A 24,451-nucleotide genomic window follows, 5' to 3' on the forward strand; every position below is an offset into this window, starting at 1 on the left:
TCGTTCAGCCAGCGTCGACCGGACCGTCCAGGGTGAACGCATCGGCATCGAGCATCGCCGGGAAACGCGCGCGATGCGCAGCCAGTGCCGCCGCCGAAATCGTGGTGGTCACCACCTGCTCCACCTCGCGCACTTCCACCTGCGGCTGGCCGAGGAAGTCGATCACCGCGCTGTCGCCGGCATAGTGCAGGTCGTTGCCATCCACGCCCACCCGGTTGACCGCGGCCACGAAGCACAGGTTCTCGATCGCACGCGCACGCAGCAGCGTGCGCCACGGGTAGGCACGTGCCGACGGCCAGTTGGCCACGAAGATCTGCAGGTCGAAGTCCAGATCGCCCGGGCGCTCCACATCGAAGCGGTTGCGGCAGAACACCGGGAAACGCAGGTCGTAGCAGACCTGCGGATTGATCCGCCAGCCCTTCCATTCCACGCTCAGACGCTCGTTGCCGGCCGCATAGCGCAGGTGCTCGTTGCCATAACGGAACAGGTGGCGCTTGTCGTAATGCTGCAGCTCGCCGTCGGGCGTGGCCCACAGCAGGCGGTTGTACACGCCCTGCCCCACCCGCAGCTGCACGCTGCCGGTGACCGCCGCGCCCAGCAGTACCGCCTGCTCGCGGATCCAGGCCACGGTCGGGCCGTCCATGCCTTCGGCCTTGTCGATGGCCTCGTTGGAGAAGCCACTGGTGAAGGTTTCCGGCAGGATCACCAGGTCGGTCTTTCCCGCCAGCGGGGCCAGCAGCGCGCCGTAGTACGCGCGGTTGCCAGCCGGGTCGTGCCAGCGGGTATCGCCCTGGACCAGGGACACACGCAGATCACCACGTTCGACGGGGGCGCCCATCACAGCACCTGCAGGCGTTCGATCGCCGCATCCAGCGTGGCGTCGTTCTTGGCAAAGCACAGCCGCACCAGGCGCTGGCCTGCCGGCGCGGTCTCGTAGAACGGCGACAGCGGAATCGCGGCCACGCCCTTTTCGATGGTCAGCCACTTCACGAATTCGTGGTCCGGCAGATCGCTGATGGCCGAGTAGTCCACCAGCTGGAAATAGCCGCCCGGCACCGGCAGCGGGGTCAGGCGGGTGGTCAGCAGCTGCTCGCGGAAGCGGTCGCGCTTGGCCTGGTAGAACGCCCCCAAATCGAGGTGGTGCCCGGGCTCGTCACGGATCATCGCGGCAAAGCCATACTGGGCCGGGCCGAAGCTGGTGAAGGTGTTGTACTGGTGGACCTTGCGGAACTCGGCGCTCATCGCCGGCGGCGCGATCGCATAGCCGATCTTCCAGCCGGTGCAGTGGTAGGTCTTGCCGAAGCTGGAGATCACGAACGCGCGTTCGCGCAGTTCCGGGTAGCGCAGCGCCGATTCGTGGCGGCGGCCGTCGTAGATGATGTGCTCGTACACCTCATCGGAAATCAGGTAGATGCTGGTGCCGCGCAGTACGTCGGCCAGCGCCTGCATGTCCGCGGCGCTGAGCATCGCGCCGGACGGATTGTGCGGGGTGTTGACCATCAGCAGGCGGGTGCGCGGGGTAATCGCCGCGCGCACGCGGTCCCAGTCCACCGCGAAGGTCTGCGGGTCCAGCGGCACGTGCACCGCGCGCGCGCCGGCCAGGTCGATGGCCGGCTCGTAGCAGTCGTAGGCCGGATCGAGCACGATCACTTCCTCGCCCGGGCGCACCACGGCGTGGATGGCGTTGAAGATCGCCTCGGTGGCGCCGCTGGTCACGGTGATTTCCGTGTCCGGGTCCACCTGTGCGCCATACAGATCCAGCGACTTCTGCGCGATGGCCTGGCGCAGCGGCGCCACCCCGGTCATCGGCGGGTACTGGTTCAAGCCGCCCTGCATGGCCTTGATGGTTTCATCCACCAGGCGCTGCGGCGCGGAGAAATCCGGAAACCCCTGCCCCAGGTTCACGGCGCCATGCTCGGCAGCCAGCTGGGACATCACGGTGAAAATGGTGGTGCCCACCTTGGGCAGCTTGGTTTGCGGTTGCATCGGCCGGAAAGAAGAAAAGGGGGAAAGGCCAGTGTACGCAAAACCCCCGATACAATGACCGCCCTTTCCGCCGCAAAGACCGCCCCTTGAACGCTCCTCCGTTGCTGGCCGCCCAAGGCCTTGCCTTCAGTCGCAACGATGAACCGGTGTTCGGCCCGCTCGATTTCCACATCGACGCCGGTGAAGCGCTGCTGGTGCAGGGCGACAACGGGTCCGGCAAGACCACGCTGCTGCGGGTGCTGGCCGGCCTGCTGCGCGCCGATGCCGGGCAGGTGCAGATCGACGGCCGGGCCGCCGGGCACAAGGAACGCGCGCGGTTCGTGGCCTACCTGAGCCACCTGCCGGCGCTGAAGGCCGACCTGGACACGCTGGAAAACCTGCATTTCCTGTGCGGCCTGCACGGCCGGCGCACGCGCCAGATGCCGGGCAACGCGCTGGCCATCGTCGGCCTGGCCGGCTATGAGGACACCCTGGTGCGCCAACTCTCGGCCGGGCAGAAGCGGCGCCTGGCGCTGGCCCGGATCTGGCTGTCGCCGGCCCCGCTGTGGCTGCTCGACGAACCCTACGCCAACCTCGACCTGGACGGCATCAACCTGGTGAACCGGATGATTTCCGCGCACCTGCGCAGCGGCGGCGCCGCCCTGGTAACCACCCACGGTGCCTACGCCGCACCGCCGGTACAGACGCGGCTGCTGCGGTTGTCGCCCGCCGGGTCGATGTCAGCGTCTGCCGGGCAGAGCCCGGCACCACAAGGGGGTGCCGCATGATCGCGCCGGGTACCGAGCCGGGCCTGTGGCAGACCGCGCGGGCGCTGGCCCGTCGCGACCTGCGCCTGCTGTGGCGGCGCCGCGGCGATGCCCTGCAGCCGCTGATGTTCGCGGTGCTGGTGGTGGTGCTGTTTGCCTTGGCCCAGGGCCGCGAGCCCCAGCTGATGGCGCAGGTGGCCGCGGCGGTGCTGTGGCTGGCGGTGCTGCTGGCCGGTCAGCTTGCGCTGGATTCGCTGTTCCGCAGCGATGCCGAGGACGGCACGCTCGAACAGTGGCTGCTGGCCCCGGTGCCGCTGGCCTGGCTGGTGCTGGTGCGGGTGCTGCTGCACTGGGCCACCACCGCCCTGCCACTGATCCTGGTAACCCCGTTGCTGGCGGAAATGCTGCATCTGCCACATGACCAACTGCCGATCCTGCTGGCATCGTTGCTGCTGGGAACACCGGTCCTGAGCCTGATCGGCGGCGTGGTTGCCGCGCTGACCGTGAGCATCCGGCGCTCTGGTATTCTCGTGGCGTTGCTGGCGTTGCCGCTGTACGTACCGGTGCTGGTATTCGGTGCAGGCAGCGTGGCGGCGGCCTCGCGCGGACAGGATCCGGTGGCGGCCCTGCTGCTGCTGGGTGCCGGGCTGGTGGTGGCGCTGGTGCTTGCACCGTTGGCCACCGCCGCCGCGATCCGGATCTCGCTGAGTTGAGCCATCGTTTTCTGCACCACCGTTTCGAGCGTCATCGTTCAACAAGCCGCTCCACGTCCGTTGAATCGTCGCCCTAGGTTGGATAGCTACCGCTGCATGCACACTATCGTCCGCTGGTTCCACCAACTCGCCTCGCCGCCCACCTTCGATCGCTTCGCCGCGCGCTGGTCGCGCGTGTTCTACGTGGCCGCGCTGCCGGTGCTGCTGGTCGGGATCTGGCAGGGGCTGTGGGTGGTCCCGGCCGAGCAGAGCCAGAACGATGCCTTCCGCATCATCTACATCCACGTGCCCAGCGCGTGGATGAGCCTGTTCGTGTTCGCGTTGATGGCCTTTTACTCGGTCATCGCCCTGGTATGGCGGATCAAGATCTGCGAGATCCTGGCGATGGCCTGCGCCCCGATGGGCGCCGGCTTCACCCTGATCACCCTGCTCACCGGCAGCATCTGGGGCAAAGGCACCTGGGGCGGCTGGTGGGATTGGGATCCGCGCCTGACCAGCGAACTGATCCTGCTGTTCCTCTACCTGGGCGTGATCGGCCTGTACCATGCCATCGAAGACCGTCGCAGCGCCGCGCGCGCGGCCGGCCTGCTGGCCATCGTCGGGGTGGGCCTGCTGCCGGTGATCCGCTATTCGGTGGACTGGTTTGGCGGCCTGCACCAGCGCCAGTCGGTCAACGTGTTCGGCACCAATGCCGTGCGCCCGGAACTGATCGCCCCGCTATGGTGGATGGTGGTAGCCACCAAACTGTGGTTCGTCGGTTCGTTGCTAGCCAAGGCACGCGCCGACAACCTCACCCGTGAAGCCGGCAAGGCCTGGGTTGGCGAGCGCTTCGGCGGCGTCGACGCGCCTGCCACCGAGGAGCTGCCGCGATGACCCACGTGCCCTTTCTCATTGCCGCCTACGCGGTGTTCGTGCTGGTGCTGGGCAGCGATGCGCTGGGTTCGTGGCTGCGGATGCGTCGCGCCCGCCAGCAGGCCCTGCGCCGCCAGCAACGCCTGCAGGCGCGCGCCACGCCCACGCCCACCAGCGCGCTGGGCCCGGAGCTGAGCCGATGACGCCGGGGCAGCGTCGCCGCCTGGTCTGGGTGCTGGTGCTGCTGCTGGCCTCGGGCCTGGCCACCACGCTGGTGGCCTTCGCCCTGCAGCGCAATATCGCCTACCTGTACACGCCGGCCGAAGTGCTGCGCGGCGATGTGGATCCGCACGCGCGGTTCCGCCTGGGCGGAATGGTGGTCAAGGGGTCATTCCAGCGCGCGGAAGGCTCGCTGGAAGCACACTTCGTGGTCACCGATGGCGATGCCACGCTGCCGGTGAGCACCTCGCGGATCCTGCCGGACATGTTCCGCGAAGGCACTGCGGTGGTGGCCAGCGGCCGCCTGCAGGACGGCCGCTTCATTGCCGATGAAGTGCTGGCCAAGCACGACGAAAACTACATTCCCAAGGAAGTGGCCGACAAGATGGGCCAGGCGCATACCAAGCACGATGTACCGGTGACCGCACCGGCGGTGCGCTGAGTGCTGCCCGAACTGGGGCAGATCCTGCTGGTAACGGCGCTGGTGGTGGCGGTGCTGCAGGCGGTGCTGCCGCTGTGGGGCGCCCAGCGTGGCTACGCGGCGTGGATGGCGGTGGCCCGCCCGGCCGCGTACGCGCAGCTGGCGCTGCTGCTGGGCGCGTTCGGCGTGCTCACCGCGGCGTTCGTCACCCAGGATTTCTCGGTGCGCTACGTCGCCGAAAACTCCAATTCGCTGCTGCCACTGGCCTACCGTTACTCCGCCGTGTGGGGCGCCCATGAGGGCTCGCTGCTGCTGTGGGCGCTGGTGCTGGCGCTGTGGAATGGCGCCGTTGCGCGGTGGTCGCGGCAATTGCCGGTGCAGGTGCTGGCGCGCGTCCTGGGCGTGCTGGGCATCATCAGTGTCGGCTTCCTGGCCTTCCTGATCTTCACCTCCAACCCGTTCGCGCGGCTGCTGCCGGCGCCCCTGGAAGGCCACGACCTCAACCCGCTGCTGCAGGACCCGGGCCTGATCATCCACCCGCCGATGCTGTACCTGGGCTACGTGGGCTTTGCAGTGCCGTTCGCCTTCGCCATCGCCGCGCTGCTGGAAGGACGCGTGGATGCGCGCTGGCTGCGCTGGACCCGGCCGTGGACCAACGTGGCGTGGGGCTTCCTCACCCTGGGCATCGCGCTGGGCAGCTGGTGGGCGTACTACGAACTGGGCTGGGGCGGCTGGTGGTTCTGGGACCCGGTGGAAAACGCCAGCTTCCTGCCGTGGCTGGCCGGCGCGGCCTTGATCCACTCGCAGGCAGTCACGGAAAAGCGCGGCAGCTTCGCCAGCTGGACGCTGCTGTTGGCCATTGCCGCGTTCGCGCTGTCCCTGCTGGGCACCTTCCTGGTCCGCTCGGGCGTGCTCACCAGCGTGCATTCGTTTGCCGCCGATCCCACGCGCGGCACCTTCATCCTGATTTTCCTGGCCCTGGTGATCGGCGGCGCACTGCTGCTGTACGCGCTGCGCGCCGGTGCGCTGGGCAACGACGACCCGCGCCGCGGCTTCATGCCCACCTCGCGCGAAACCCTGCTGTTGGCCAACAACCTGCTGCTGGCCGCGGCGTGCGCGATGGTGCTGTTGGGCACGCTGTACCCGCTGCTGGCCGATGCGCTGGGGCTGGGCAAGGTGTCGGTCGGCCCGCCCTACTTCGGCACCCTGTTCCTGCTGCTGATGGCGCCGCTGGTGGCGCTGCTGCCATTCGGCCCACTGGTGAACTGGCAACGCGACCAGGCTTCGCGCGCGCTGGCGATGCTGGCGCCGTGGGCAGTGCTGGCGCTGCTGCTGGGGGCCATCGCCTACTTCATGGCACCGCAGGGCGCACTGAAGACCGCGGCCGGTGTGACCGCCGCCGCCTGGGTTGGCCTCGGTACCGCGCGCTTCGTGTGGAGCCGGCTGCGTGGCAATGGCCGCTTCACCGCCGAAATGGTCGGCATGCTGCTGGCCCATGGCGGCGTGGCGGTGTTCCTGGCCGGGGCCTTGCTGGTGGAAGCGCTGAACGTGCAGCGCGAGGTGGCGCTGTCGCCGGGCCAATCGCTGCAGGTGTCCGGCTACGAAGTGCGCTTCGAGGGCGTGGACCACCAGCAGGGACCCAACTACACCGCCGACCGCGGCCACATGCGCATCCTGCGCAACGACCGCGACGTAGCCCTGCTGCAACCGGAAAAGCGCGCCTACGCCAGTGGCGGCCAGATGATGACCGAAGCCGGCATCCATGCGCGCCTCACGGGCGATGTGTACGTGGCGCTGGGCGAGCCGCTGGGCAACAATGCCTGGGCGGTGCGCGTGCACATCAAACCGTTCGTCCGCTGGATCTGGCTGGGCGCACTGCTGATGGCCCTGGGCGGTTTCGTCACCGCCGCCGACCGCCGTTTCCGCCGTCCCTGAGTCCTGGAGTTGCCCCGTGTCTGATCCGCGCCCCGTTTCCCGCCCCCTGCCGCCCGTGGCCATCGTCATCGGCGTGCTGTTCTTCTTCGGGCTGTTGGGGCTGATGGTGTACGGGGTGATGAAGTCCGGCGCGCCCGACCGCGACGTGCTGCCCTCGGCCTTGATCGGCAAGCCCGCACCGGCCTTCACCCTGCCGGTGCTGCACGACCCCACCATCAAGGTCAGCAGCAATGAACTACGCGGCGCGCCGTACGTATTGAACGTGTGGGGCAGCTGGTGCGCGGCCTGCCGCGAAGAACACCCGGTGCTGACCCGCTTCGCCGAAACCAAGCGCGTGCGCGTGATCGGCTACAACTGGAAGGACGAACCGGCCGACGCCCTGCGCTGGCTGGAACAGCTGGGCAACCCGTTCGTGCTGGTGCTGGCCGACATCGAAGGCCGCACCGCGATCGACTGGGGCGTCACCGCCGCGCCGGAAACCTTCCTGGTGGACGCCAGTGGCGTGGTGCGCTGGAAGTACAGCGGCGCACTCACCCAGCGGGTGGTGGACACCCAGCTGATTCCCGAACTGGACAAGGTGGAGCGCAGCCATGCCAATGCCCAGACCACGCTGCCTGCCGCGCCGTAAGCTGCCCGCGCTGCTGCTCGGCGGCCTGCTGGCCGCTGCGGCACTGCTGCCGGCCACGGCCAGCGCGCAGGCGGTGTCCGACCCGACGCCGCTGCACTACCGCGACCCCGCCGAAGAGGCGCGCTTCCATGCATTGGCGGCCGAACTGCGCTGCGTGCAGTGCCAGAACCAGTCGCTGGCCGATTCCAACGCGCAGATCGCGCACGACCTGCGCCGTGAAGTGCTCACCCTGATGCAGCAGGGCCACGACGACGCGCAGATCAAACAGTTCCTGGTGGACCGCTACGGCCCGTTCGTGCTGTACCGCCCACCGATGGACGCCCGCAACAGCCTGTTGTGGTTCGGCCCGGCCGTGCTGCTGCTGGGCGGCGCGGGCGTACTGGTGTGGGTGGTGCGCCGACGCAGCCGCCAGCTGCAGCCGATGGACAACAGCGAGGAGCGCTGGTGAGCGGATCGTGGTTACCGACAATCGCCGCCATGCTCGCCACGGCCGTCGGCCTGGTGGTGCTGTGGCCGCTGCGCGCCGCAGGCCGGCGCGCGCCCTTCATGGTGATGGTGGTGGCCGTGGGCGTGGCCGGTTCGGCGCTGTATTACCTGGTCGGTACGCCAGAGGCCGCCGCGCCGACCGCGCGCACGGGCGAACCGGCCAGCCTGCGCGAGGGGGTGGTGGAACTGCAACGCGCGCTGGAGCGCGACCCGCAGCGCGCCGACGGCTGGGCCCTGCTGGGCCGCTCGCAACAGGCCCTGGGTAACCTGGCCGAGGCCAACCGCGCCTTTGCCCGCGCCGTGCAGCTGGCCCCGGATGAGCCCGAGCTGCTGGTGGAGGCTGCACAGACCCGCGCGCAGGCCGACCCGGCCAAGCAGTTCGACGACACCGCGCTGCAGTGGCTGCGCCATGCGCAGCGCTTGGCGCCGGGCAGCGAGCGCGCCGGCTGGCTGATCGGCATTGCGCAGCGCCAGCGCGGCCAGGATGCCGAGGCAGCGGCCACCTGGGAAGCACTGCTCCCGCGGCTGGACCCGGGCGCGGCCACCGCGCTGCGCGAACAGATCGCCATTGCCCGCGAGAAGGCTGGGCTGCCCGCCGCAGCGGCGCCGTCTGCGGCGGCCACCGCCGCACCCGCGCCCGCACTCACCGTCACGGTCGCGCTGGATCCCGCGTTCGCCGCCCGCGCACGCCTGCGTGACGACGCCAGCATCTTCGTGATCGCCCGCATTCCCGGCGGCCCGCCGATGCCGGTGGCCGTGGAAAAACACCGGCTGGCCGACCTGCCGCTGCGGGTCACGCTGGACGACGCCGACAGCCCGATGCCGACCCAACCGTTGTCGGCGCTCAACGAGGTGGAGGTGTTCGCGCGGTTGTCTGCCTCCGGCCAGGCCAACCGGCAGGAGGGCGACATCGATTCGCCCCCGGTACGCGTATCCCTGCCGCATGCCGAACCGGTGCCCCTGCTGATCGGCGGACCATGAGCCGGGCTGGCACGATGCAGCGTGCCGCCACTGGCACGGCACGTTGACCGGACCCGGCTAAAATGCGCGCATGACTGAATTCATCCCGCCCGGTACGCGGTACCACGCCCTGCCCTCGCCCTTCCCGTTCAAGCGCGGTGGCCAGCTACTGGACGCGCATGTGGCCTATGAAACCTGGGGCACGCTGGACGCGCAGGCCAGCAACGCGGTGCTCATCGTCACCGGCCTGTCGCCGGATGCGCACGCCGCCGCCAACGCCGACAACCCGGCCGCCGGTTGGTGGGAAGGCATGCTCGGCCCGGGCAAGGCAATCGACACCGACCGCTGGTTCGTGATCTGCGTGAACTCACTGGGCAGCTGCAAGGGCTCCACCGGCCCGGCCACGATCAACCCGGCCACCGGCGAACTGTACCGGCTGCAGTTCCCGGAGCTGTCCATCGAAGACGGCGCGCGCGCCGCCGTCGAGGTGGTGCGCGCGCTTGGCGTGGCGCAGCTGGCCTGCGTGATCGGCAACTCGATGGGCGGCATGACCGCGCTGGCGCTGCTGTTGCTGCACCCGGGCATCGCGCGCAGCCACATCAACATTTCCGGCAGCGCGCAGGCGTTGCCGTTCTCGATCGCGATCCGCTCGCTGCAGCGCGAAGCGATCCGGCTGGACCCCAAGTGGGACGCCGGCCGGTACAGCGAAGACAGCTATCCCGAATCGGGCATGCGCATGGCGCGCAAGCTGGGTGTGATCACCTACCGCTCGGCGCTGGAATGGGACGGCCGGTTCGGCCGCGTGCGGCTGGATTCGGACCAGGCCGACGACGATCCGTTCGGCCTGGAGTTCCAGGTGGAAAGTTACCTGGAAGGCCACGCGCGCCGCTTCGTGCGCTTCTTCGACCCCAACTGCTACCTGTACCTGAGCCGCTCGATGGACTGGTTCGACCTGGCCGAATACGCCGACGGCGACGTGCTGGCCGGGCTGGCCAAGATCCAGGTGGACAAGGCGCTGGCGATCGGCGCCAACACCGACATCCTGTTCCCGGTGCAGCAGCAACAGCAGATCGCAGACGGCCTGCGGGCCGGTGGCGCCGACGCGTGCTTCATCGGGCTGGATTCGCCGCAGGGGCATGATGCGTTCCTGGTGGATTTCGCACGGTTCGGGCCGGCCGTGGGCGAGTTCCTCTCCGCGCTCTAAGGACAGACATGCGACTGCAGGGAAAGCTCAGCGAATGGGACGACGCGCGCGGCTTCGGCTTCGTGCAGCCCAATGGTGGGGGCGACCGTTGCTTCGTGCATATCCGTGCGTTTGCGGCGCGCGACCGGCGGCCGGTGCTTGGCGACGTCATTACCTATGCGGTTGAACGCGATGCGCAGGGACGCCGGAATGCTGTGCAGGTGCGCTTTGCGCTGCAGCGGGGCGGCGCGCGCAACACGCCTGCGGCCGAGCGGAAGGGCCGCGACATCTTCCCCCGCAAGGCCGTCGCAGTGCTGTTCCTCGCCGGACTCGCCGGGCTGACCGCGCAGATGCACTGGCCGATGTGGCTGCCTGCGGCGTATCTGGGCGCGAGCGCCGTGACCTTCCTGTTCTACTGGTACGACAAGAGCGCTGCGCAGAACGACCAGCAACGCACGCCCGAAAAAACCCTGCAACTGCTTGCGTTGTTCGGCGGTTGGCCCGGTGCCTTGTTCGCGCAATCGGTGCTGCGCCACAAGAATCGCAAAGCCGCGTTCCAGCAGGTGTTCTGGGTAGTGGTCGTGATCAACCTGGGCGCCTTGGCCTGGTTGCTGCACCAGATCCCCCGGTAGAGCCACGCCATGCGTGGCTGAAGCAGCAATCGGGCGCCCAATAAGCAAGGCGCCCGACCAGACCCACCGCAAGCGCGACCTTCAATCCCCGCCAAACGGACTGCACCGCCATCCGTGCTGGTGCTGCGCCCACTCCTCCAGGTTCCTGTCGTCGACCGCCACCGGACCGCACTCGCCCACCACGTACTCCCGCATCAGCCGGCCCAGCACCTGGTCAGCGGCACGATGCTCGCGCGCCGCCGCCTCCTGAAAACGGGCGCGCAACCCGGCGTCCACCTCGACCTGCATCAACACGCACCGGTTCATGCCTTCCCTCCATCACTGGACGCCGACGCACGCGCCGCTTCCCGCGCAAGCCGCTGTAGCTTCCTGGGAATCTTCACCGGCACCGGCACCGGCCGCTCGATCACCGTGAGCGTGATACGGCCATGCTCCGCGTCGATCTTGAGACGTGAGCCTACGTCGAAACCCAGCTTGTCCAGCCAGCGGCCGCGCAGACGTACGTATGGAATCACCTCTACGCTGCCGCGCTCCTCGCGGATGGGGTACAGCTGTGCACCCACTTTGCAGCTTGGGGCTGGGCGGGCGTAGGGTTTGCGCTTGGGCGGCTCGAAGAAGGGTGTGTCAGCCCATGGTGTTCGCATGATGCACCTCCTGATAGGAATCGCCCTCGCCGGGATGGCGAGGGTGTCGGGAGGTTAGAAACCGCAGAGAGGCCGGCGGGCGTATTCCCCGTGAGGGTGTTGTATTAGCCACCCTCCCGACGCAGGAGTACCAACGTTATCTCTCTGGGAGTTTCTACGCTCCGGTGAACACCATGCGCGCTCATGAAGAACATGGGAAATCGCTTGTTTCTGTTGATCTGCGGCGGTTGGTTCACTGCGTCTAACCAACTGTCGCAACGGACTCATCGGCCATCTGCGGGGCGACGCAGGACTACCGCACAGCGCCTGACTGAATTCGCACGCAGACAGGGGCTGGATACCTGAGCGCCCCAAAATGGACTGCTTCCGGCCAGAAGCGGACCGCCGCCGATCCTGCCAACCCGACCAGCCCTCACTCACTTGCCGGTCATCTTCAAGGCAGCTTCCGGCAGGCGCGCACCGCTGATACTGATCCGGGCCACATCCGCATCGATACGCGCCAGGTCGGCCGCATCCAGTACCAGATCCACCGCACCCAGATTCTCATCCAGCCGATGAAGCTTGGTTGTGCCGGGGATGGGCGAAATCCACGACCGCTGGGCCAGCAGCCAGGCCAGGGCCACCTGGGCAGGCGTGGCACCCTTCTCTGCCGCCATCGCCTTCACCACTTCAACCAAGGCCATGTTCGCCCGGCGTGCTTCAGCGGAGAAGCGCGGCACCGCATTACGAAAATCCGTTGCATCGAACTGCGTGTTCCCGTCGATTTTCCCAGCCAGGAACCCTGCGCCCAGCGGGCTGAAGGGTACGAAGCCAATGTTCAGTTCTTCAAGCAACGGAAGAAGCGCCGTCTCCGGCTCACGCCAGAACAGCGAGTACTCGCTCTGCACAGCCGTGAGCGGCTGCACCGCATGTGCCTTGCGGATTGTCTGCACACCCGCTTCGGACAGTCCGAAATGCGCGACCTTGCCCTCTGCAATGAGGGCCCTCACCGTGTCGGCAACCTCCTCGATGGGCACCGCCGGGTCAACGCGATGCTGGTACAGAAGGTCGATACGCTCGGTGCGAAGCCGCTTCAGGCTGGCCTCGACGGCGGCCCGGATGTGGGCGGGCTGGCTGTTGGTACCTGTGCCGCGGGCACCGGTTACGGGGTCGATATCAAACCCGAACTTGGTGGCGATCACCACCCGGTCGCGAACAGGCGCCAGTGCCTCGCCCACGAGTTCTTCGTTGGCAAAAGGGCCGTAGGCTTCAGCGGTGTCGAAGTGGGTGATGCCGCGCTCCACCGCCGCGCGGATCAGCGCAATCATGTCCTGCTTGTCTGCGGCCGGGCCATACGCCGCGCTCATGCCCATGCAGCCCAAGCCGAGCGCGGAAACTTCAAGGCCTTGTCCAAGGGTACGGGTCTTCATGGTCGAATCCTCATCGGGCAGTGTGCGGAGTGGCCAACCAGGCGTTGACGCTCTCCATGGTTTTGCGTTCCTGGTCGGCCTGCATCACGAACGCATCCAGGATGCGTGCGTTGGGAGCGTGGCTGGCGACGACGCGCAGACTGCTGCCCACGCCGAAGCCACCGTGGGTGATGAACGGCACGATCGTCTTGCCCCTCATGTCGTGCTGCGACAACAGCGATCGAATGATCGGCGGCGCGGTCTCGCCCCAGATGGGGAAACCCAGGTAGACGGTGTCATAGCGATCAATGCCGGCAATGCGGTTGCGCAGCGCAGGTTCTACCCCGTCGTCGCGCTCCTGCCGCGCCTTTGCCACCGTGTCCAGGTAGTCCGCCGGGTAGTCCACGGCAGGCTGTATCTCGAACAGGTCGCTGGGCATGCTGCGATGAATGAGGCCGGCAACGACCCGGGTGTTGCCCGAGCGCGAGAACCAGGCAACCAGTGTCCGTGCGTTTGATCGACCCGCGGCCGCGCCCTCCTGCGGCTCCGCGGCGGAGCATCCCAGCGGCAGCGAGGCCAAGGCGGCAACGACTGCCCGGCGACCGTGATTGGCGGTTGGCTTTGTCATGGCGCCAATCTACGCCCCCCAAACACATTCTTGCAGAGGCATAATCGGATATCGCTTATATCCGGTGCGCATCAATGAGCGTAGAGAATTACGACCAGCTGGCCATGTTCGTCCTGGTGGCGCGGGAGCGCAGTTTTACCCGTGCTGCCGCCCAGCTGGGCATGTCCCAGCCTGCCCTGAGCCGATCGATGCGTCAGCTGGAAGAGCGCCTGGGTGTGCGCCTGCTTGCCCGAACCACGCGCAGCGTTTCGCCCACCGAGGCCGGAGAGCAGCTGCTGCGGGTGATTTCACCGCGCTTCGAGGAAATCGACACGGAGTTGGCCCAGCTCAACGCTTACCGCGACAAGCCCGCCGGTCGCCTCCGCATCACCGCGGGTGAGCATGCCGCGCTCACCGTGATGCAGCCGGTACTGGGCAAGCTGCTGCCCGCCAACCCCGACCTGAACATCGAGGTGATCGTCGACTACGGACTGACCGACATCGTGGCCGAGGGCTTCGACGCCGGTATCCGCATGGGTGAGCAGGTGGCCAAGGATATGATCGCCGTGCGCGTTGGACCGGACCTGCGCATGGCAGTGGTCGGGTCGCCTGCCTATTTCCAGCGCCACCCGAAACCCAAATCGCCGCACGACCTCACCCGGCACAACTGCATCACCATCCGCCTGCCTACCCACGGTGGCATTTTCGCGTGGGAGTTCGAAAAAAAGGACCAGGAGCTGAAGGTGCGGGTGGAAGGCCAGCTGGTGTTCAACAACATCGCCCTGCGCCTGGGCGCCGCGCTGGAGGGACTGGGGCTTGCCTACATGCCCGAGGATCTGGTGCGCGCCCATGTGCAGGCAGGCACCCTGGTCCATGTTCTGCAGGACTGGTGCCCCTCCTTCCCCGGCTACCACCTGTACTACCCCAGTCGCAGGCAGTCGTCACCAGCGTTCACCGTGCTGCGTGATGCATTGCGCTATCGGGAGTGAGCGTTAGCGCACAGGCGCCTCCACGTCGCTGTAAGCCTGCACCGCTGGCGGAAGGCGCTCGCCCTGCACTGCCACCGCGGCAACTGCGGCATTGAGCTCCCGCAGCTCACCTGCGCTGAAGATCACCTCGCCTGCACCCAGGTTGTCCAGCAGATGCTCCATCTGGGTGGTACCGGGAATCGGCACAATCCAGGGTTGCTGTGCCATCAGCCAGGCCAATGCGATCCGTGCCGGCGTGGCCTGCTTTCGCGCGGCCCAGTCCCTGAGCAGGCGCACCAATGCCAGGTTATGTTCGATGTTCTGCGGGGTGAAGCGCGTTTCGATGCCGCGAATGTCACCTTCGGCAAAGCGTGTCCTGGCGTCTATCGCACCGGTCAGGAAGCCTACGCCCAGTGGGCTCCATGGCACGAATCCGATGCCCAGCTCGGCGCACGCAGCGAGCACCTGCTGTTCCGGTCCTCGCCAGAGCATCGAGTACTCGCTCTGCACAGCGGTCACCGGCAGCGCAGCGTGCGCGCGGCGAAGCGTCTTCAGGCCCATCTCGCACAGGCCCCAATGCAGCACCTTGCCCTCGGTCATCAGGTCCTGGATCGCACCGGCCACGTCTTCGATCGGCACCTGCGGGTCCACGCGATGCTGGTACAGCAGGTCGATGCGGTCGGTACGCAGCCGCGTGAGCATGCCCTCTACCGCCCGCTTGATATGCGCGGGCCTGCTGATCAGGCCCGGGCCACGCGCGCCGGTTTCCAGGTCGATGTTCCAGCCGAACTTGGTGGCGATCACCACCTCGTTGCGGAAGGACGCGACGCCTTCCCCCAGGATGCGTTCCACTTCATGCGGGCCATAGGCCTCGGCTGCGTCGTAGAACGTCATCCCGCGATCGAACGCGGCACGGATGATGCGGTGCATGTCGATGCGCGAGGGGATGGTGGTTTGGTAGGTGCGGCTCATGTTCTGCACGCCCAGCCCGATGCTGGAAACCTGCAGCGTTCCGAGCATGCGGCGGGCGTCCATTTTCTGCGCTGCAGCTGCGGGAGAGGCGTTGGCCGTGGTCCTAGCCAGCGCGCCGGTCAGCGGCAGCGCCGCCAGCGTAGCTGCGCCCTTCAGGATCGAGCGGCGTCGCGGATTGTTGGGCAGGGTGCTCATTGCGGTCTCCATGAACGACATGGTCAGGGCGAAGGCGGTGGGGTCTGTTCCAGCGCCTGCACTGCTCGGGCGGATGCGGCCGCGTAACCGCTATGGGCCAACAGCTGGGCCAGGTGGTGCAACTGTGCGCGGCTGAGGCCCACGCGCTGGCTGGCCGCCATATGCGAGCGCAACTGCGCCTCCACACCAGGCATCGTCGCCAGCGCGCCAACCGTGGCCAGTTCACGGCTCTGCCAATCCAGGTTGTCGCGCTCGAAGATGTCGCCGAACAAATGCGTCTGCAGGTACTGGTTGATGATGGGGGCGAAGTCCATGACCGGGCCGGTCACCGGGGCACCGGAGATCCGGGTCTGGTTGGCGGTGCCCCGAGCGCGCAGCGCATCGCCCACGGGCATCTTTCCGGTGGGCGGTTTTCCGGGTGCGGTGGCGACACCCTGCGCCTCACGTGCGCGTACCACGTTCATCAGCTCGCCCAGGGCATTGAGACTCTTTGGAAACCCCGCATAGGCATACAGCTGCACGAGCACTTCCTTTGTCTCACTCAACGTCAGGCCAGCATCCAGTCCCTGGCTCAACGCGGCATTGAGCTGGGGCATGTCACTGCTGGCCCCAGCGGCCGCAATCAGCGGGATAGCCTGCTGCTTCGGCGAAAGCGGCCCGGCAACGGGAGCGTGGATGCCCGCCGACGCCTCGCGATACTGGTCATCACTGACCTGCTCCAGCCACGCCACCGATTTGCCGTCCACCACCCCGGTCACTGCAAGGTGGGTCATTGCGCTGTGGGGCGCGGCGCCGTGCCAATGCTTGACCCCGGCAGGACACACCACCACATCCCCGACGTGTATCTGCTGCACCGGCTTACCCCATTCCTGGGTCAGCCCAACGCCGGAGGTAACCACCAGTCGCTGACCGGCGGGGTGGGTGTGCCAGGCCGAGCGCGCACCCGGCTCGAAGCTGACGTATGCCGAAGAAGCCTGCACCTCCTCGTCCGCCGGGAACAGCGGATCGACCCGCACCTTGCCGACGAAGGTCGCTGCCGGACCGGCAACGGACGACTGGGTTCCCGCTCGGGTGATCTGCTGCGTGGGTGGGTCGACCGCGCCGGCGAATGGTGCCGCCACGCTCAACGCCGCGCCCAGCAGCGCACTCTGCGCGGTTGATCTGCGAGGCGCGCTCATGGCGCAAGCGTCCGGCTGTAGAACGTGGTCAGCGAGGCGACGGCGGCATCCACGTACTTCGGCACCCAGTAGGTTTCGATATGCGTAGCGCCGTCCAGCAGCACCAGTTGTTTGTCGGAGGTACCGGTCGCCTTGGCGAAAGCGTCCTGGGTCATGTACAGGCTGTCAGCCTTGCTGCCGGCAATCATCAGCAGCGGCTGGTTGATGAGCTCGATCTGGTCGGTGGCGTCCCAACGCATCAGGTCCAGCAGGCTGCTGGTGGTGTAGCGGAAGGTGGCGTTGGGATGGGCGTGCGTCTTCCAGTAGTACGCATAGCCCTGCCGATACAGATCGAAGGGAAGCCTGGCGATCTGTGCGTCGGTGAGATTGGCGTCGCCGGAGTACAGCACTTCGCCGCCGGCAGCTTCCTGTGCCCGCGCATTCGAAGCCTGCTGCAGGCGCTGCTGGACGGTGTCCAGCTGCGAGTCGGCATAGCCGTTGCGGCGTACACGGCCAGAGTTGAACATGCTGATCGTGGCCACAGCCATGAACCGCTTGTCGGTCTGCGCGGCCGCCAGCGAATAGCCGCCGCCACCACAGATACCCAGCAAGCCCAGGCGCGTGGTGTCGACCCAAGGGAATCGACTGATGAAGTCCGCCATGCCGTGGATGTCTTCGATACGGTGGGAGGGCATATCCACGCTGCGGGGCTGGCCGCCGCTCGCACCCTGATAGGCCGCATCGGCGGTGATGGCGATGTAGCCCTGCTCAGCCAAACGCTGCGCGTACAGGCCGGCCACCTGCTCCTTGACCCCACCATTGGGGTGGGCGACGACGATGGTTGGGTATTTCCGCGCGGCATCGAAGTTGGCCGGCGTGTAGAAGTTCGCGGCGATCTCGATTCCATTCAGCGGATAGGACACCGAGTGGACGTTGACCTCGCTGGGCACATTCCGCGTGATCGCACCTTCGTAGGCCAGTGTGAAGGGGTTGAGCGTGTAGTCGGCGGCGGCCGCGTTGCCTGCCGCCAGGCCAAGAGACATCGCCAACAGCGTGGCGTGCACGATGTGCTTCATTCCAGTGCTCCCAGTTCGGACGTTACCCCTGCCGGTGCATGTGGCGCGCCCACGTTGGCGGGGGATCAGGCGTAAAACTAACCGCCGTGCACTCATGGAAAAAGAGCATCAGCCGGATATCACTCATGCATGAATGATATGAATTGTGGATCGGCGAGCGTCGCAGCACCGGCGCGCCACATGCCTTTGATGGCGCGATCACTGCACGACGCATTCCGGCTCAATGATCCAGATTCTTCTTCGCCAGAAACTCACTCACCAGATCGGCGATCTGAACGTTGTTGAGGTCCGAGAACAGGAAGTGGCTGTTGCCACGGATTCCCATGTCCGGCAAATGGATCAACGTCACGTCCCCACCCTGCCGATTGACCGCGTCGCGCCAGGCGCGGGCCATTTCCAGCCGCGCCCGCCAGCTGTCCTGCGCGGGCAGGTCAACGGGCTTGTCAGGGATGTTGTCGCCATACAGCACCAGAATGGGGATCCGCGTCAGCGCCTTGAACGCCTCGGGAGACACTACGGCGGGCGCGACGGTATCGAACGCACTGGGAATCGGTACCGGCGCATCGTCCTTGGCAAACACGAAGCTGCTACCGGGCTCGAAGGCGACGATCGCGCGAACATTCGGGCTCTTTATAGCCGTCATCCAGCCAGGGCCTCCCGCCTGCGAATGGGTGAACAGGATCGCAGGCCCTGTTTTTTGCAGCACAGCAGCTACCCCGTCAGAGACTACCCCGAGGTCGAACGGCCCCGTGTTCGGCGTGACCGAACGGAAAAACTGGTCCAGCGTGGCCTCCCCTGTCGGGAATTGACTGCCGCCGAAGTATGTCGGCCAGAGGCCAATTCGGAACTGGTTGAACCACATCTGATCGTCTGCCACGGGCTTCAGCGTGGACTCGACCATGCTTCGGCCGGCTTTGCCTCGCCGTGGCTGATCGATCAGGTAGGTGGTGAAGCGGCGGCGCAGGAACAGGTTCTGGAAGCCCTCGCGCCCGTCGGCAGTCGTTTCCCAACTTTTGGACGACTGGCCCGCACCGTGCCACATCACGATCGGTAGCGGACGCGCATTCACCGGCTTCTGGTAGAAGGCATAGACGTGATCACCGTGGTAGCTCTGGCCCTCCGGATTGGACGGTTTCAACGGATCGAACGTGCCAGGTTCCGTCTTTTCCATGCCACCTGCGAGGAAACTCCCCTGCGCCTCAATCTGCAGTGGCTCGTTGGCCATGGCGGTCGTGGCGCAGAGGGAAACCGCCATCCAGATCAGCGTGGAGGGGAAGCCAGGCACCATAGTGCGGAGGCGGGTGCGTGTCTGCATGGGTCACTCCGTGACAGATTGTCAGGGGAATCTACCCTCGGGTTCACCCTGGAAGAAGCGCGCACGCGCATATCACTCATGCATGGAGGGTATATATGCCATGTCTACGATATGGCAGTGGCGGTGGCGTGCCACTGCCCTTCGTGCCGCACTTCTACCCCAGCTTCCCGTCGCGCAACCTGTAGCTCCGATGCACGATGCCCTCCGGCAACACATCATGCGTAATCATCACCAGACTACGGCTCCCCAACGCCTCCACCATGTCATGCAGCAACGCATGCGCGGTATCCACGTCCAGCCCTTCCGTAGGTTCGTCCAGCAACAGAATCGGTGAACCGCGCAGCAGCGCCCGCGCCAGCGCCAGGCGCCGCGCCTGCCCGGCCGACATGGTGGCGCCGTTCTCGCCCACCCACGCCTGCAGCCCGCCAATCTGTTCGGCCCAGGCGCGCAGGCGCACATCGGCCAGCACCTGCCACAGCTGCGCATCCGTCGCCTGCGGATCGCCCAGCCGCAGGTTGTCGGCCACGCTGCCCGCAAACACCGGTGCGTTCTGCGGCAGCCAGGCCACCTGGCGGTGCCAGTCGGCCTGGGCGAACTGGCGGATGTCGACGCCGCCGTAGCGCACGTACCCCGCGTCGGGGTCCCACAGGCGCAGCAGCAGCGACGACAGCGTGGTTTTGCCACAGCCGCTGTCGCCCTGGATGGCGATGCGATCGCCCGGGCGCAACTGCAACTGCAGCCCGTCCAGCAATGCCCGCTCCTGTCCCGGCCAGCGGAACGCCACGTGCTCCACACTGAGCGTGGCCGGCTCGACGGGCACCGGCACCGGGTTTGCCGGCTCGGCCACACCGGCGGGCTGGTCGACAATCTGCTCCAGCCGCACCGCCGCCACCCGTCCGGACAACCACGACTGCCATGCCAGCCCGATGGCCGCCCACAGTTCCAGCAGCGCCACGGTGAGGAAGACCAGTCCCGCTGCCATAGCCGCATCGATCGCGCCGCGCTCGAAACCGCGCAGCGCCACCCACACCATGGCCACCAGCCCTGCCGCCGCACACACACCGTGCAGCGCATTGCCGCCGATCAACCGCACCCGGCGACGGCGGTCGCGCGATTTCAGCTGCTTGGCGGCCACCAGCACGCGCAGGTTCCAGTGCTCGCGCGCCTGCAGGGCGGTCAGGTCCGCCGCGCCTTCCAGGCCCTCGAAGGACTGCGCGCGCAGCTGTGCACGATGCAGCGCGCGGTCGCGCTCCTGGTCGCCGGCACCGCGCACGGTCAGCCACGGCACGCCCGCGCCGATCATCAGCGCCAGCACGCCCAGCAGCAGCGCCGCAGGCGGGTAGATGATGCCGGCGGCGATCACGCCCACCAGCGAGATGCCGCCCAGCGCCAGCAGCGGGCCGATGGCGCGCACCAGCAGGCCGTCCACTTCGCCGATGTCCGACATCAGCCGCGCCAGCAACTCCCCGGTGCGCACGCCGGCCAGGCGCGCCGGGGCCAGCGGCAGCGCGCGGCGGAAGAACCACACGCGCAGGTCGCGGGCGATGCGCAGGGTGACGTCGTGACCCACCAGCTTTTCGAAATAGCGTGAGGCGATCCGCGCCATGGTCAACCCGCGGATGCCCGCCGAGGGCGAGAAGAAGTTGAAGCCGCTGCCCAGCCCGGCCGCACCGGCCAGTGCGGCCGCGGTGAGGAAGCCACCGGACAGACCCAGCAATGCGGTGCCGGCCAGCATGGTGGTCCACAGCAGCAGTACGGTCAGTACCAGGCGACCGCGATGGCGGGTAAACACCTGCTTCAACGCGTCGATGTGCGGCGCACTCATGCCGGCACCTGCTGCGTGTTGCGGGTGCCGCTGGCGGTCAGCGTCAGGCGCGTATCGGCCCAGGCCATGGCGGTCTCGCTGTGGGTGGCGATGATGACGCTGCGGCCGCGTGCGAACGCGGCCAGCGTGCGCAGCAGGTCGGCCTCGGTGTCCGGGTCGAGGAAGGCGGTGGGCTCGTCGAGCAGCAACAACTGCGGGTCGCGCAGCAGCAACCGCGCCAGCCCGATGCGGCGCGCCTCGCCCCCGGACAGGCCGAAGCCGCGCTCGCCGATCACCGTATCCAGCCCATCCGGCAGGGCGGACGCGAAGCGCATCACCTGCGCCGCCTCGGCGACGGCGCGCAGGTGCGCGTCGGTGGCGCCCGGGTCGGCCAGGCGCAGGTTGTCGGCGATGCTGCCGTGGAAGAGGTAGGGGCGTTGCCCGGCATAGCCGATTTCCAGCCCGGGGCGCAGCACGATACTGCCCGACTGCGGCGGCAGCCAGCCGGCCAGCGCTTCCAGCAGGGTGCTCTTGCCACTGCCGCTGGGGCCGACCAGCGCCAGCCGCTGGCCGGGCTCGATCTGGAAGGACAGGCCGTTGATCACGTCGTGCTGCGCGCCCAGCGGGCGCAGCACCAGGTCGCGCACCTGCACCGGCGGCGCGTGCTGTTCCAGCAATTCGGGCGCACGCGCAACGGCGGCAGGGGCGTCGCCGCCCTCCTCCGCATCAGGCAGCTCACCAAGCAGGCGCTCCACCTCGGCGGCGGCGGCCAGCGCGTTGGCGCGGTCGTGGTAGTGCGCGGCCAGGCGCCGCAGCGGCGCGTAGAACTCCGGCGCCAGCAACAGGCAGAACATGCCCACGCCCAGTGTGGGCACCTGCGCGTGCAACGACATCAGGCCCAGGTAGCTCAGCCCGAAATACAGCGCGACCATGGCCACGCTGACCGAGGCGAAGAATTCCAGCACGGTGGACGACAGGAAGGCGATGCGCAGCACTTTCATGGTGCGCTCGCGCACGCCTTCGGCCGCGGCGGCCACCCCCTCCAGCTCGGCCTCGCCGCGCCCGTACAGGCGCAGCAGGCCCAGGCCCTTGATGCGGTCGGCGAAATGCCCGCTCATGCGGGCCAGCTCGCCCAGCTGCGCGCGCCCGGCCGCTTCTGCACCCCAGCCCACCAGCATCATGAAGAACGGCACCAGCGGCGCGGTGAACACCAGGATCAACGCGACTACCCAATCGGTCCAGGCCACCGCCAGCGCGATCAGCAGCGGCACCACCACTACTTCGATGCGGACCGGCTGATAACCGGCGTAATAGTTCTCGATTGCATCGGCATGGGCCAGCATCAGCTCGCCCAGCTCGCCGGTACGCTGTTGGCGCAGCCACAACGGCCCGCGCTCCAGCAGGCGCCGGTAGACCCGTTCACGCAGGGCCAGCCGTGCGGCATCGGCCACATCGCCGGCCGCGGCCTGGGTAGCGCTGCCCAGCAACGCGCGCGCGACCAGTACCGCCAGCAGGCCCAGCAGCACGGGGGTGGCATCTTCCAACGGCCGGTGCTGTACCAGCACCGCCTGGATCAACCAGGCGATGGCGGCGGCCTGACCGATCAACAGCGCCCCGGACACGCAGATGCACAGCGCAGCCATGCGCTGGCGCCCCCGCGCGGCCATGCCCAGCCCGCCCAGCCAGTGCAGGCGGCGACGGCGCAGGGCCGTGGTTTCAACAACAGTGGCGTCGGGGGGTATGCTCAAGGCAGATCACGCAGGGACACAGGGAGGTTTCCGTCGATTGTAGTGGGTGCCGGCATGGCCCCCGTGCGGCAAGCGGTCGCAGGCTGCCAGGAACGCATACGATTCCTTGGCAAGACCGCTCGTACATTGATCTGAATCAAGGCTATTTGAAGTTGCAGGTCACAGAATTCATCCCGTAGACCCCCCTTCCCGCCACCTGAAACGCAAACACCCAACGAGGTAGCCAGGCCATGATTGATCAGACAGTCGTAGAACTGTCGCGGCTGCAATTCGCTCTGACCGCGATGTACCACTTCCTATTCGTCCCCCTCACGCTCGGGCTGTCCTTCATGGTGGCCATCATGGAGAGCGTGTACGTCATGACCCGCAAACAGGTCTGGCGGCAGATGACCCTGTTCTGGGGCACGCTGTTCGGCATCAACTTCGCCATCGGCGTGGCCACCGGCCTGGTGATGGAATTCCAGTTCGGCATGAACTGGTCGTACTACAGCCACTACGTGGGTGACATCTTCGGCGCACCGCTGGCCATCGAAGGGCTGATGGCGTTCTTCCTGGAAGCCACCTTCATCGGCCTGTTCTTCTTTGGCTGGAAGCGGTTGAGCGCGGTCAAGCACCTTACCGTGACCTGGCTGATGGCGCTGGGCACCAACCTGTCGGCGGTGTGGATCCTGATCGCCAACGGCTGGATGCAGAACCCGACCGGTGCGGTGTTCAATCCCGAAACGATGCGCATGGAAGTGGTGGACTTCGCCGCGGTGCTGTTCAACCCGGTGGCGCAGGCCAAGTTCGTGCACACCGTCAGTGCCGGCTACGTGACCGGCGCCATCTTCGTGATGTCCATCAGTGCGCTGTACCTGCTGCGGGGCAAGTACAAGGACATGGCCCGCCGTTCGTTCGCGGTGGCGGCGGCCTTCGGCCTGCTGTCGTCGCTGTCGGTGGTAGTGCTGGGTGACGAAAGCGGGTACGCCGCCAGCGAACACCAGAAGATGAAGCTGGCGGCGATTGAAGCGATGTGGGAAACCGAGCGTGCCCCGGCCGACTTCACCGCCTTCGGCATTCCCAACCAGACCACCCACACCAACGATTACGCGATCAAGATTCCGTACCTGATGGGTCTGATCGCCACCCGTTCGCTGGACCAGCCGATCCCGGGCATCCTGGAACTGGTGGGCCGCGCCGAGAACCGCATCCGCGGCGGCCAGCTGGCGTACGGTGCGCTGGAACGCGTGCGCAAGGACAAGAACGACGTCGAAGCGCGCGAGATGTTCGACCGTCATTGGCAGGATCTGGGCCACGGCCTGCTGCTGAAGCGTTACCGCGAGGACATCCTCAACGCCACCCCGGAAGAAATCTCCAAGGCGGCGATGGACACGGTACCGCGCGTGGCACCGCTGTTCTGGACCTTCCGCATCATGGCCGGCCTGGGCTTCTACCTGATCGCCTTCTTCGCCCTGGCGTTCTACTTCTCGTGCCGCAACAGCTTCCAGGACAAGCGCTGGTTCCTGCGCCTGGCCGTGTGGTCGCTGCCGGCCCCGTGGATCGCAATCGAATGCGGTTGGTTCGTGGCCGAATACGGTCGCCAGCCGTGGGCGGTGGATGGCGTGCTGCCCACCTTCTACGCCGCATCGGGCCTGGCCCTGCATGAAATCCTGACCACGCTGGCGGTGTTCACCGCGCTGTACACGGTGCTGCTGGTGATCGAGGTCAAGCTGATGCTGAAGGCGATCCGCAAGGGTCCGGAAGAGATCCTGCCCACGCTGCAGGCCGACATCCGCCCCGTTTCCCACGTTGCCGCCGCCCCCGGCCAAGCCTGAGG

Annotated in this window: 25 protein-coding genes and 1 pseudogene; 13 read left to right on the plus strand and 13 right to left on the minus strand. The window is 67.2% G+C overall.

The genetic code is table 11. The features are described 5' to 3' along the window. Window positions 1-4: 4 nt before the first annotated feature. Together ABIA71_RS14535 and ABIA71_RS14540 are read right to left on the minus strand one after the other, a co-directional pair. A complete protein-coding gene (locus ABIA71_RS14535) occupies window positions 5-838 on the minus strand; it encodes an amidohydrolase (protein WP_354286077.1) in 834 nt (277 codons plus the stop codon). After that, window positions 838-1,986: a pyridoxal phosphate-dependent aminotransferase gene (locus tag ABIA71_RS14540; protein WP_354286079.1), complete on the minus strand. Its 1,149-nt coding sequence runs from the start codon at window positions 1,984-1,986 to the stop codon at window positions 838-840. The genes ABIA71_RS14535 and ABIA71_RS14540 overlap by 1 nt, the downstream gene beginning before the upstream one ends. 86 nt (window positions 1,987-2,072) lie before the next feature. Between ABIA71_RS14540 and ccmA the strand changes: the two genes are divergently transcribed. From ccmA to ABIA71_RS14595, 11 genes are all read left to right on the plus strand, one after another. After that, a complete protein-coding gene (ccmA, locus tag ABIA71_RS14545) occupies window positions 2,073-2,753 on the plus strand; it encodes a heme ABC exporter ATP-binding protein CcmA (RefSeq protein WP_354286081.1) in 681 nt (226 codons plus the stop codon). Continuing rightward, entirely contained in the window at window positions 2,750-3,445 is a 696-nt protein-coding gene (ccmB, locus tag ABIA71_RS14550) for a heme exporter protein CcmB (protein WP_128097735.1), read from the plus strand. The genes ccmA and ccmB overlap by 4 nt, the downstream gene beginning before the upstream one ends. Before the next feature lie 96 nt (window positions 3,446-3,541). After that, entirely contained in the window at window positions 3,542-4,318 is a 777-nt protein-coding gene (gene ccmC / locus ABIA71_RS14555) for a heme ABC transporter permease CcmC (RefSeq protein ID WP_354286083.1), read from the plus strand. Then, a complete protein-coding gene (ccmD, locus tag ABIA71_RS14560; protein ID WP_354286085.1) occupies window positions 4,315-4,500 on the plus strand; it encodes a heme exporter protein CcmD in 186 nt (61 codons plus the stop codon). Before ccmC ends, ccmD begins: the two co-directional genes overlap by 4 nt. After that, the gene (gene ccmE / locus ABIA71_RS14565) at window positions 4,497-4,958 is read left to right on the plus strand and encodes a cytochrome c maturation protein CcmE (RefSeq protein WP_354286086.1); all 462 of its coding nucleotides are present in this window, start codon (window positions 4,497-4,499) and stop codon (window positions 4,956-4,958) included. Before ccmD ends, ccmE begins: the two co-directional genes overlap by 4 nt. Continuing rightward, on the plus strand, window positions 4,959-6,872 hold the full coding sequence (locus ABIA71_RS14570; protein WP_354286088.1) for a heme lyase CcmF/NrfE family subunit: 1,914 nt from the start codon (window positions 4,959-4,961) through the stop codon (window positions 6,870-6,872). It abuts the gene before it with no gap. A gap of 46 nt (window positions 6,873-6,918) precedes the next feature. Continuing rightward, window positions 6,919-7,500, plus strand: a complete 582-nt coding sequence (locus tag ABIA71_RS14575) for a DsbE family thiol:disulfide interchange protein (RefSeq protein WP_463272621.1) — start codon at window positions 6,919-6,921, stop codon at window positions 7,498-7,500. Continuing rightward, window positions 7,469-7,948: a cytochrome c-type biogenesis protein gene (locus ABIA71_RS14580; RefSeq protein ID WP_502961258.1), complete on the plus strand. Its 480-nt coding sequence runs from the start codon at window positions 7,469-7,471 to the stop codon at window positions 7,946-7,948. Before ABIA71_RS14575 ends, ABIA71_RS14580 begins: the two co-directional genes overlap by 32 nt. A gap of 29 nt (window positions 7,949-7,977) precedes the next feature. Then, window positions 7,978-8,967, plus strand: a complete 990-nt coding sequence (locus ABIA71_RS14585) for a tetratricopeptide repeat protein (protein WP_502961253.1) — start codon at window positions 7,978-7,980, stop codon at window positions 8,965-8,967. 70 nt (window positions 8,968-9,037) lie between these two features. Then, window positions 9,038-10,150 carry a homoserine O-acetyltransferase MetX gene (gene metX, locus ABIA71_RS14590; protein ID WP_354286094.1) on the plus strand — a complete coding sequence of 371 codons (1,113 nt, stop codon included), beginning with the start codon at window positions 9,038-9,040 and terminating at the stop codon, window positions 10,148-10,150. Window positions 10,151-10,158: 8 nt separating this feature from the next. Then, window positions 10,159-10,761: a DUF1294 domain-containing protein gene (locus ABIA71_RS14595; protein ID WP_354286096.1), complete on the plus strand. Its 603-nt coding sequence runs from the start codon at window positions 10,159-10,161 to the stop codon at window positions 10,759-10,761. 81 nt (window positions 10,762-10,842) lie between these two features. Here ABIA71_RS14595 and ABIA71_RS14600 read toward each other — a convergent pair whose 3' ends face one another. The 4 genes from ABIA71_RS14600 to ABIA71_RS14615 form a co-directional block, all read right to left on the minus strand. Then, window positions 10,843-11,067 (minus strand): hypothetical protein, encoded by a 225-nt coding sequence (locus ABIA71_RS14600; RefSeq protein WP_354286098.1) that lies wholly within the window; start codon window positions 11,065-11,067, stop codon window positions 10,843-10,845. Beyond that, the gene (locus ABIA71_RS14605) at window positions 11,064-11,405 is read right to left on the minus strand and encodes a SymE family type I addiction module toxin (RefSeq protein WP_354286100.1); all 342 of its coding nucleotides are present in this window, start codon (window positions 11,403-11,405) and stop codon (window positions 11,064-11,066) included. Before ABIA71_RS14605 ends, ABIA71_RS14600 begins: the two co-directional genes overlap by 4 nt. Before the next feature lie 416 nt (window positions 11,406-11,821). Next, window positions 11,822-12,814 carry an aldo/keto reductase gene (locus ABIA71_RS14610; RefSeq protein WP_354286102.1) on the minus strand — a complete coding sequence of 331 codons (993 nt, stop codon included), beginning with the start codon at window positions 12,812-12,814 and terminating at the stop codon, window positions 11,822-11,824. Between the two features lie 10 nt (window positions 12,815-12,824). Continuing rightward, window positions 12,825-13,421, minus strand: coding sequence for a flavodoxin (locus tag ABIA71_RS14615; RefSeq protein WP_354286103.1), 597 nt, complete (start codon window positions 13,419-13,421; stop codon window positions 12,825-12,827). A 74-nt stretch (window positions 13,422-13,495) separates the two neighbouring features. Here ABIA71_RS14615 and ABIA71_RS14620 point away from each other — a divergent pair, with 74 nt between their 5' ends. Next, entirely contained in the window at window positions 13,496-14,389 is an 894-nt protein-coding gene (locus ABIA71_RS14620; protein ID WP_070426756.1) for a LysR family transcriptional regulator, read from the plus strand. Window positions 14,390-14,392: 3 nt separating this feature from the next. Here the strand turns inward: ABIA71_RS14620 and ABIA71_RS14625 are convergent, their stop codons facing one another. The 7 genes and pseudogenes from ABIA71_RS14625 to cydD all read right to left on the minus strand — a co-directional run bounded on the left by ABIA71_RS14625 (window position 14,393) and on the right by cydD (window position 22,635). Further along, a complete protein-coding gene (locus ABIA71_RS14625) occupies window positions 14,393-15,403 on the minus strand; it encodes an aldo/keto reductase (protein WP_354286226.1) in 1,011 nt (336 codons plus the stop codon). Between the two features lie 155 nt (window positions 15,404-15,558). Continuing rightward, a complete protein-coding gene (locus ABIA71_RS20870; protein WP_502961259.1) occupies window positions 15,559-16,131 on the minus strand; it encodes a carboxymuconolactone decarboxylase family protein in 573 nt (190 codons plus the stop codon). 93 nt (window positions 16,132-16,224) lie between these two features. Then, window positions 16,225-16,713: pseudogene (locus tag ABIA71_RS20875) on the minus strand ((R)-mandelonitrile lyase); the annotation flags it as partial. Then, on the minus strand, window positions 16,710-17,756 hold the full coding sequence (locus ABIA71_RS14635; protein WP_354286106.1) for an alpha/beta hydrolase: 1,047 nt from the start codon (window positions 17,754-17,756) through the stop codon (window positions 16,710-16,712). The gene ABIA71_RS14635 and the pseudogene ABIA71_RS20875, both read right to left, overlap by 4 nt. Window positions 17,757-17,988: 232 nt before the next feature. After that, entirely contained in the window at window positions 17,989-19,083 is a 1,095-nt protein-coding gene (locus ABIA71_RS14640; RefSeq protein WP_354286108.1) for an alpha/beta hydrolase, read from the minus strand. Between the two features lie 154 nt (window positions 19,084-19,237). Then, window positions 19,238-20,908, minus strand: coding sequence for a thiol reductant ABC exporter subunit CydC (gene cydC / locus ABIA71_RS14645; RefSeq protein ID WP_354286110.1), 1,671 nt, complete (start codon window positions 20,906-20,908; stop codon window positions 19,238-19,240). Next, complete coding sequence (gene cydD / locus ABIA71_RS14650; protein WP_502961254.1) at window positions 20,905-22,635, minus strand: thiol reductant ABC exporter subunit CydD; 1,731 nt, start codon at window positions 22,633-22,635, stop codon at window positions 20,905-20,907. Before cydD ends, cydC begins: the two co-directional genes overlap by 4 nt. 230 nt (window positions 22,636-22,865) lie before the next feature. Between cydD and ABIA71_RS14655 the strand changes: the two genes are divergently transcribed. Then, window positions 22,866-24,449: a cytochrome ubiquinol oxidase subunit I gene (locus ABIA71_RS14655; RefSeq protein ID WP_354286112.1), complete on the plus strand. Its 1,584-nt coding sequence runs from the start codon at window positions 22,866-22,868 to the stop codon at window positions 24,447-24,449. Window positions 24,450-24,451 lie beyond the last annotated feature (2 nt).

The organism is Stenotrophomonas sp. 2619, assembly GCF_040548725.1.
Classification (GTDB): Bacteria; Pseudomonadota; Gammaproteobacteria; order Xanthomonadales; family Xanthomonadaceae; genus Stenotrophomonas; species Stenotrophomonas maltophilia_AP.

Bases quoted from the DNA above. Each gene is read 5' to 3' on its own strand.
- ABIA71_RS14535 (WP_354286077.1), bottom strand. From the start codon at position 838: ATGGGCGCCCCCGTCGAACGTGGTGATCTGCGTGTGTCCCTGGTCCAG.
- ABIA71_RS14540 (WP_354286079.1), bottom strand. From the start codon at position 1,986: ATGCAACCGCAAACCAAGCTGCCCAAGGTGGGCACCACCATTTTCACC.
- ccmB (WP_128097735.1), top strand. From the start codon at position 2,750: ATGATCGCGCCGGGTACCGAGCCGGGCCTGTGGCAGACCGCGCGGGCG.
- ccmC (WP_354286083.1), top strand. From the start codon at position 3,542: ATGCACACTATCGTCCGCTGGTTCCACCAACTCGCCTCGCCGCCCACC.
- ccmD (WP_354286085.1), top strand. From the start codon at position 4,315: ATGACCCACGTGCCCTTTCTCATTGCCGCCTACGCGGTGTTCGTGCTG.
- ccmE (WP_354286086.1), top strand. From the start codon at position 4,497: ATGACGCCGGGGCAGCGTCGCCGCCTGGTCTGGGTGCTGGTGCTGCTG.
- ABIA71_RS14580 (WP_502961258.1), top strand. From the start codon at position 7,469: ATGCCCAGACCACGCTGCCTGCCGCGCCGTAAGCTGCCCGCGCTGCTG.
- ABIA71_RS14585 (WP_502961253.1), top strand. From the start codon at position 7,978: ATGCTCGCCACGGCCGTCGGCCTGGTGGTGCTGTGGCCGCTGCGCGCC.
- metX (WP_354286094.1), top strand. From the start codon at position 9,038: ATGACTGAATTCATCCCGCCCGGTACGCGGTACCACGCCCTGCCCTCG.
- ABIA71_RS14595 (WP_354286096.1), top strand. From the start codon at position 10,159: ATGCGACTGCAGGGAAAGCTCAGCGAATGGGACGACGCGCGCGGCTTC.
- ABIA71_RS14600 (WP_354286098.1), bottom strand. From the start codon at position 11,067: ATGAACCGGTGCGTGTTGATGCAGGTCGAGGTGGACGCCGGGTTGCGC.
- ABIA71_RS14605 (WP_354286100.1), bottom strand. From the start codon at position 11,405: ATGCGAACACCATGGGCTGACACACCCTTCTTCGAGCCGCCCAAGCGC.
- ABIA71_RS14610 (WP_354286102.1), bottom strand. From the start codon at position 12,814: ATGAAGACCCGTACCCTTGGACAAGGCCTTGAAGTTTCCGCGCTCGGC.
- ABIA71_RS14615 (WP_354286103.1), bottom strand. From the start codon at position 13,421: ATGACAAAGCCAACCGCCAATCACGGTCGCCGGGCAGTCGTTGCCGCC.
- ABIA71_RS14620 (WP_070426756.1), top strand. From the start codon at position 13,496: ATGAGCGTAGAGAATTACGACCAGCTGGCCATGTTCGTCCTGGTGGCG.
- ABIA71_RS14625 (WP_354286226.1), bottom strand. From the start codon at position 15,403: ATGGACGCCCGCCGCATGCTCGGAACGCTGCAGGTTTCCAGCATCGGG.
- ABIA71_RS20870 (WP_502961259.1), bottom strand. From the start codon at position 16,131: ATGCCCCAGCTCAATGCCGCGTTGAGCCAGGGACTGGATGCTGGCCTG.
- ABIA71_RS14640 (WP_354286108.1), bottom strand. From the start codon at position 19,083: ATGCAGACACGCACCCGCCTCCGCACTATGGTGCCTGGCTTCCCCTCC.
- cydC (WP_354286110.1), bottom strand. From the start codon at position 20,908: ATGAGTGCGCCGCACATCGACGCGTTGAAGCAGGTGTTTACCCGCCAT.
- ABIA71_RS14655 (WP_354286112.1), top strand. From the start codon at position 22,866: ATGATTGATCAGACAGTCGTAGAACTGTCGCGGCTGCAATTCGCTCTG.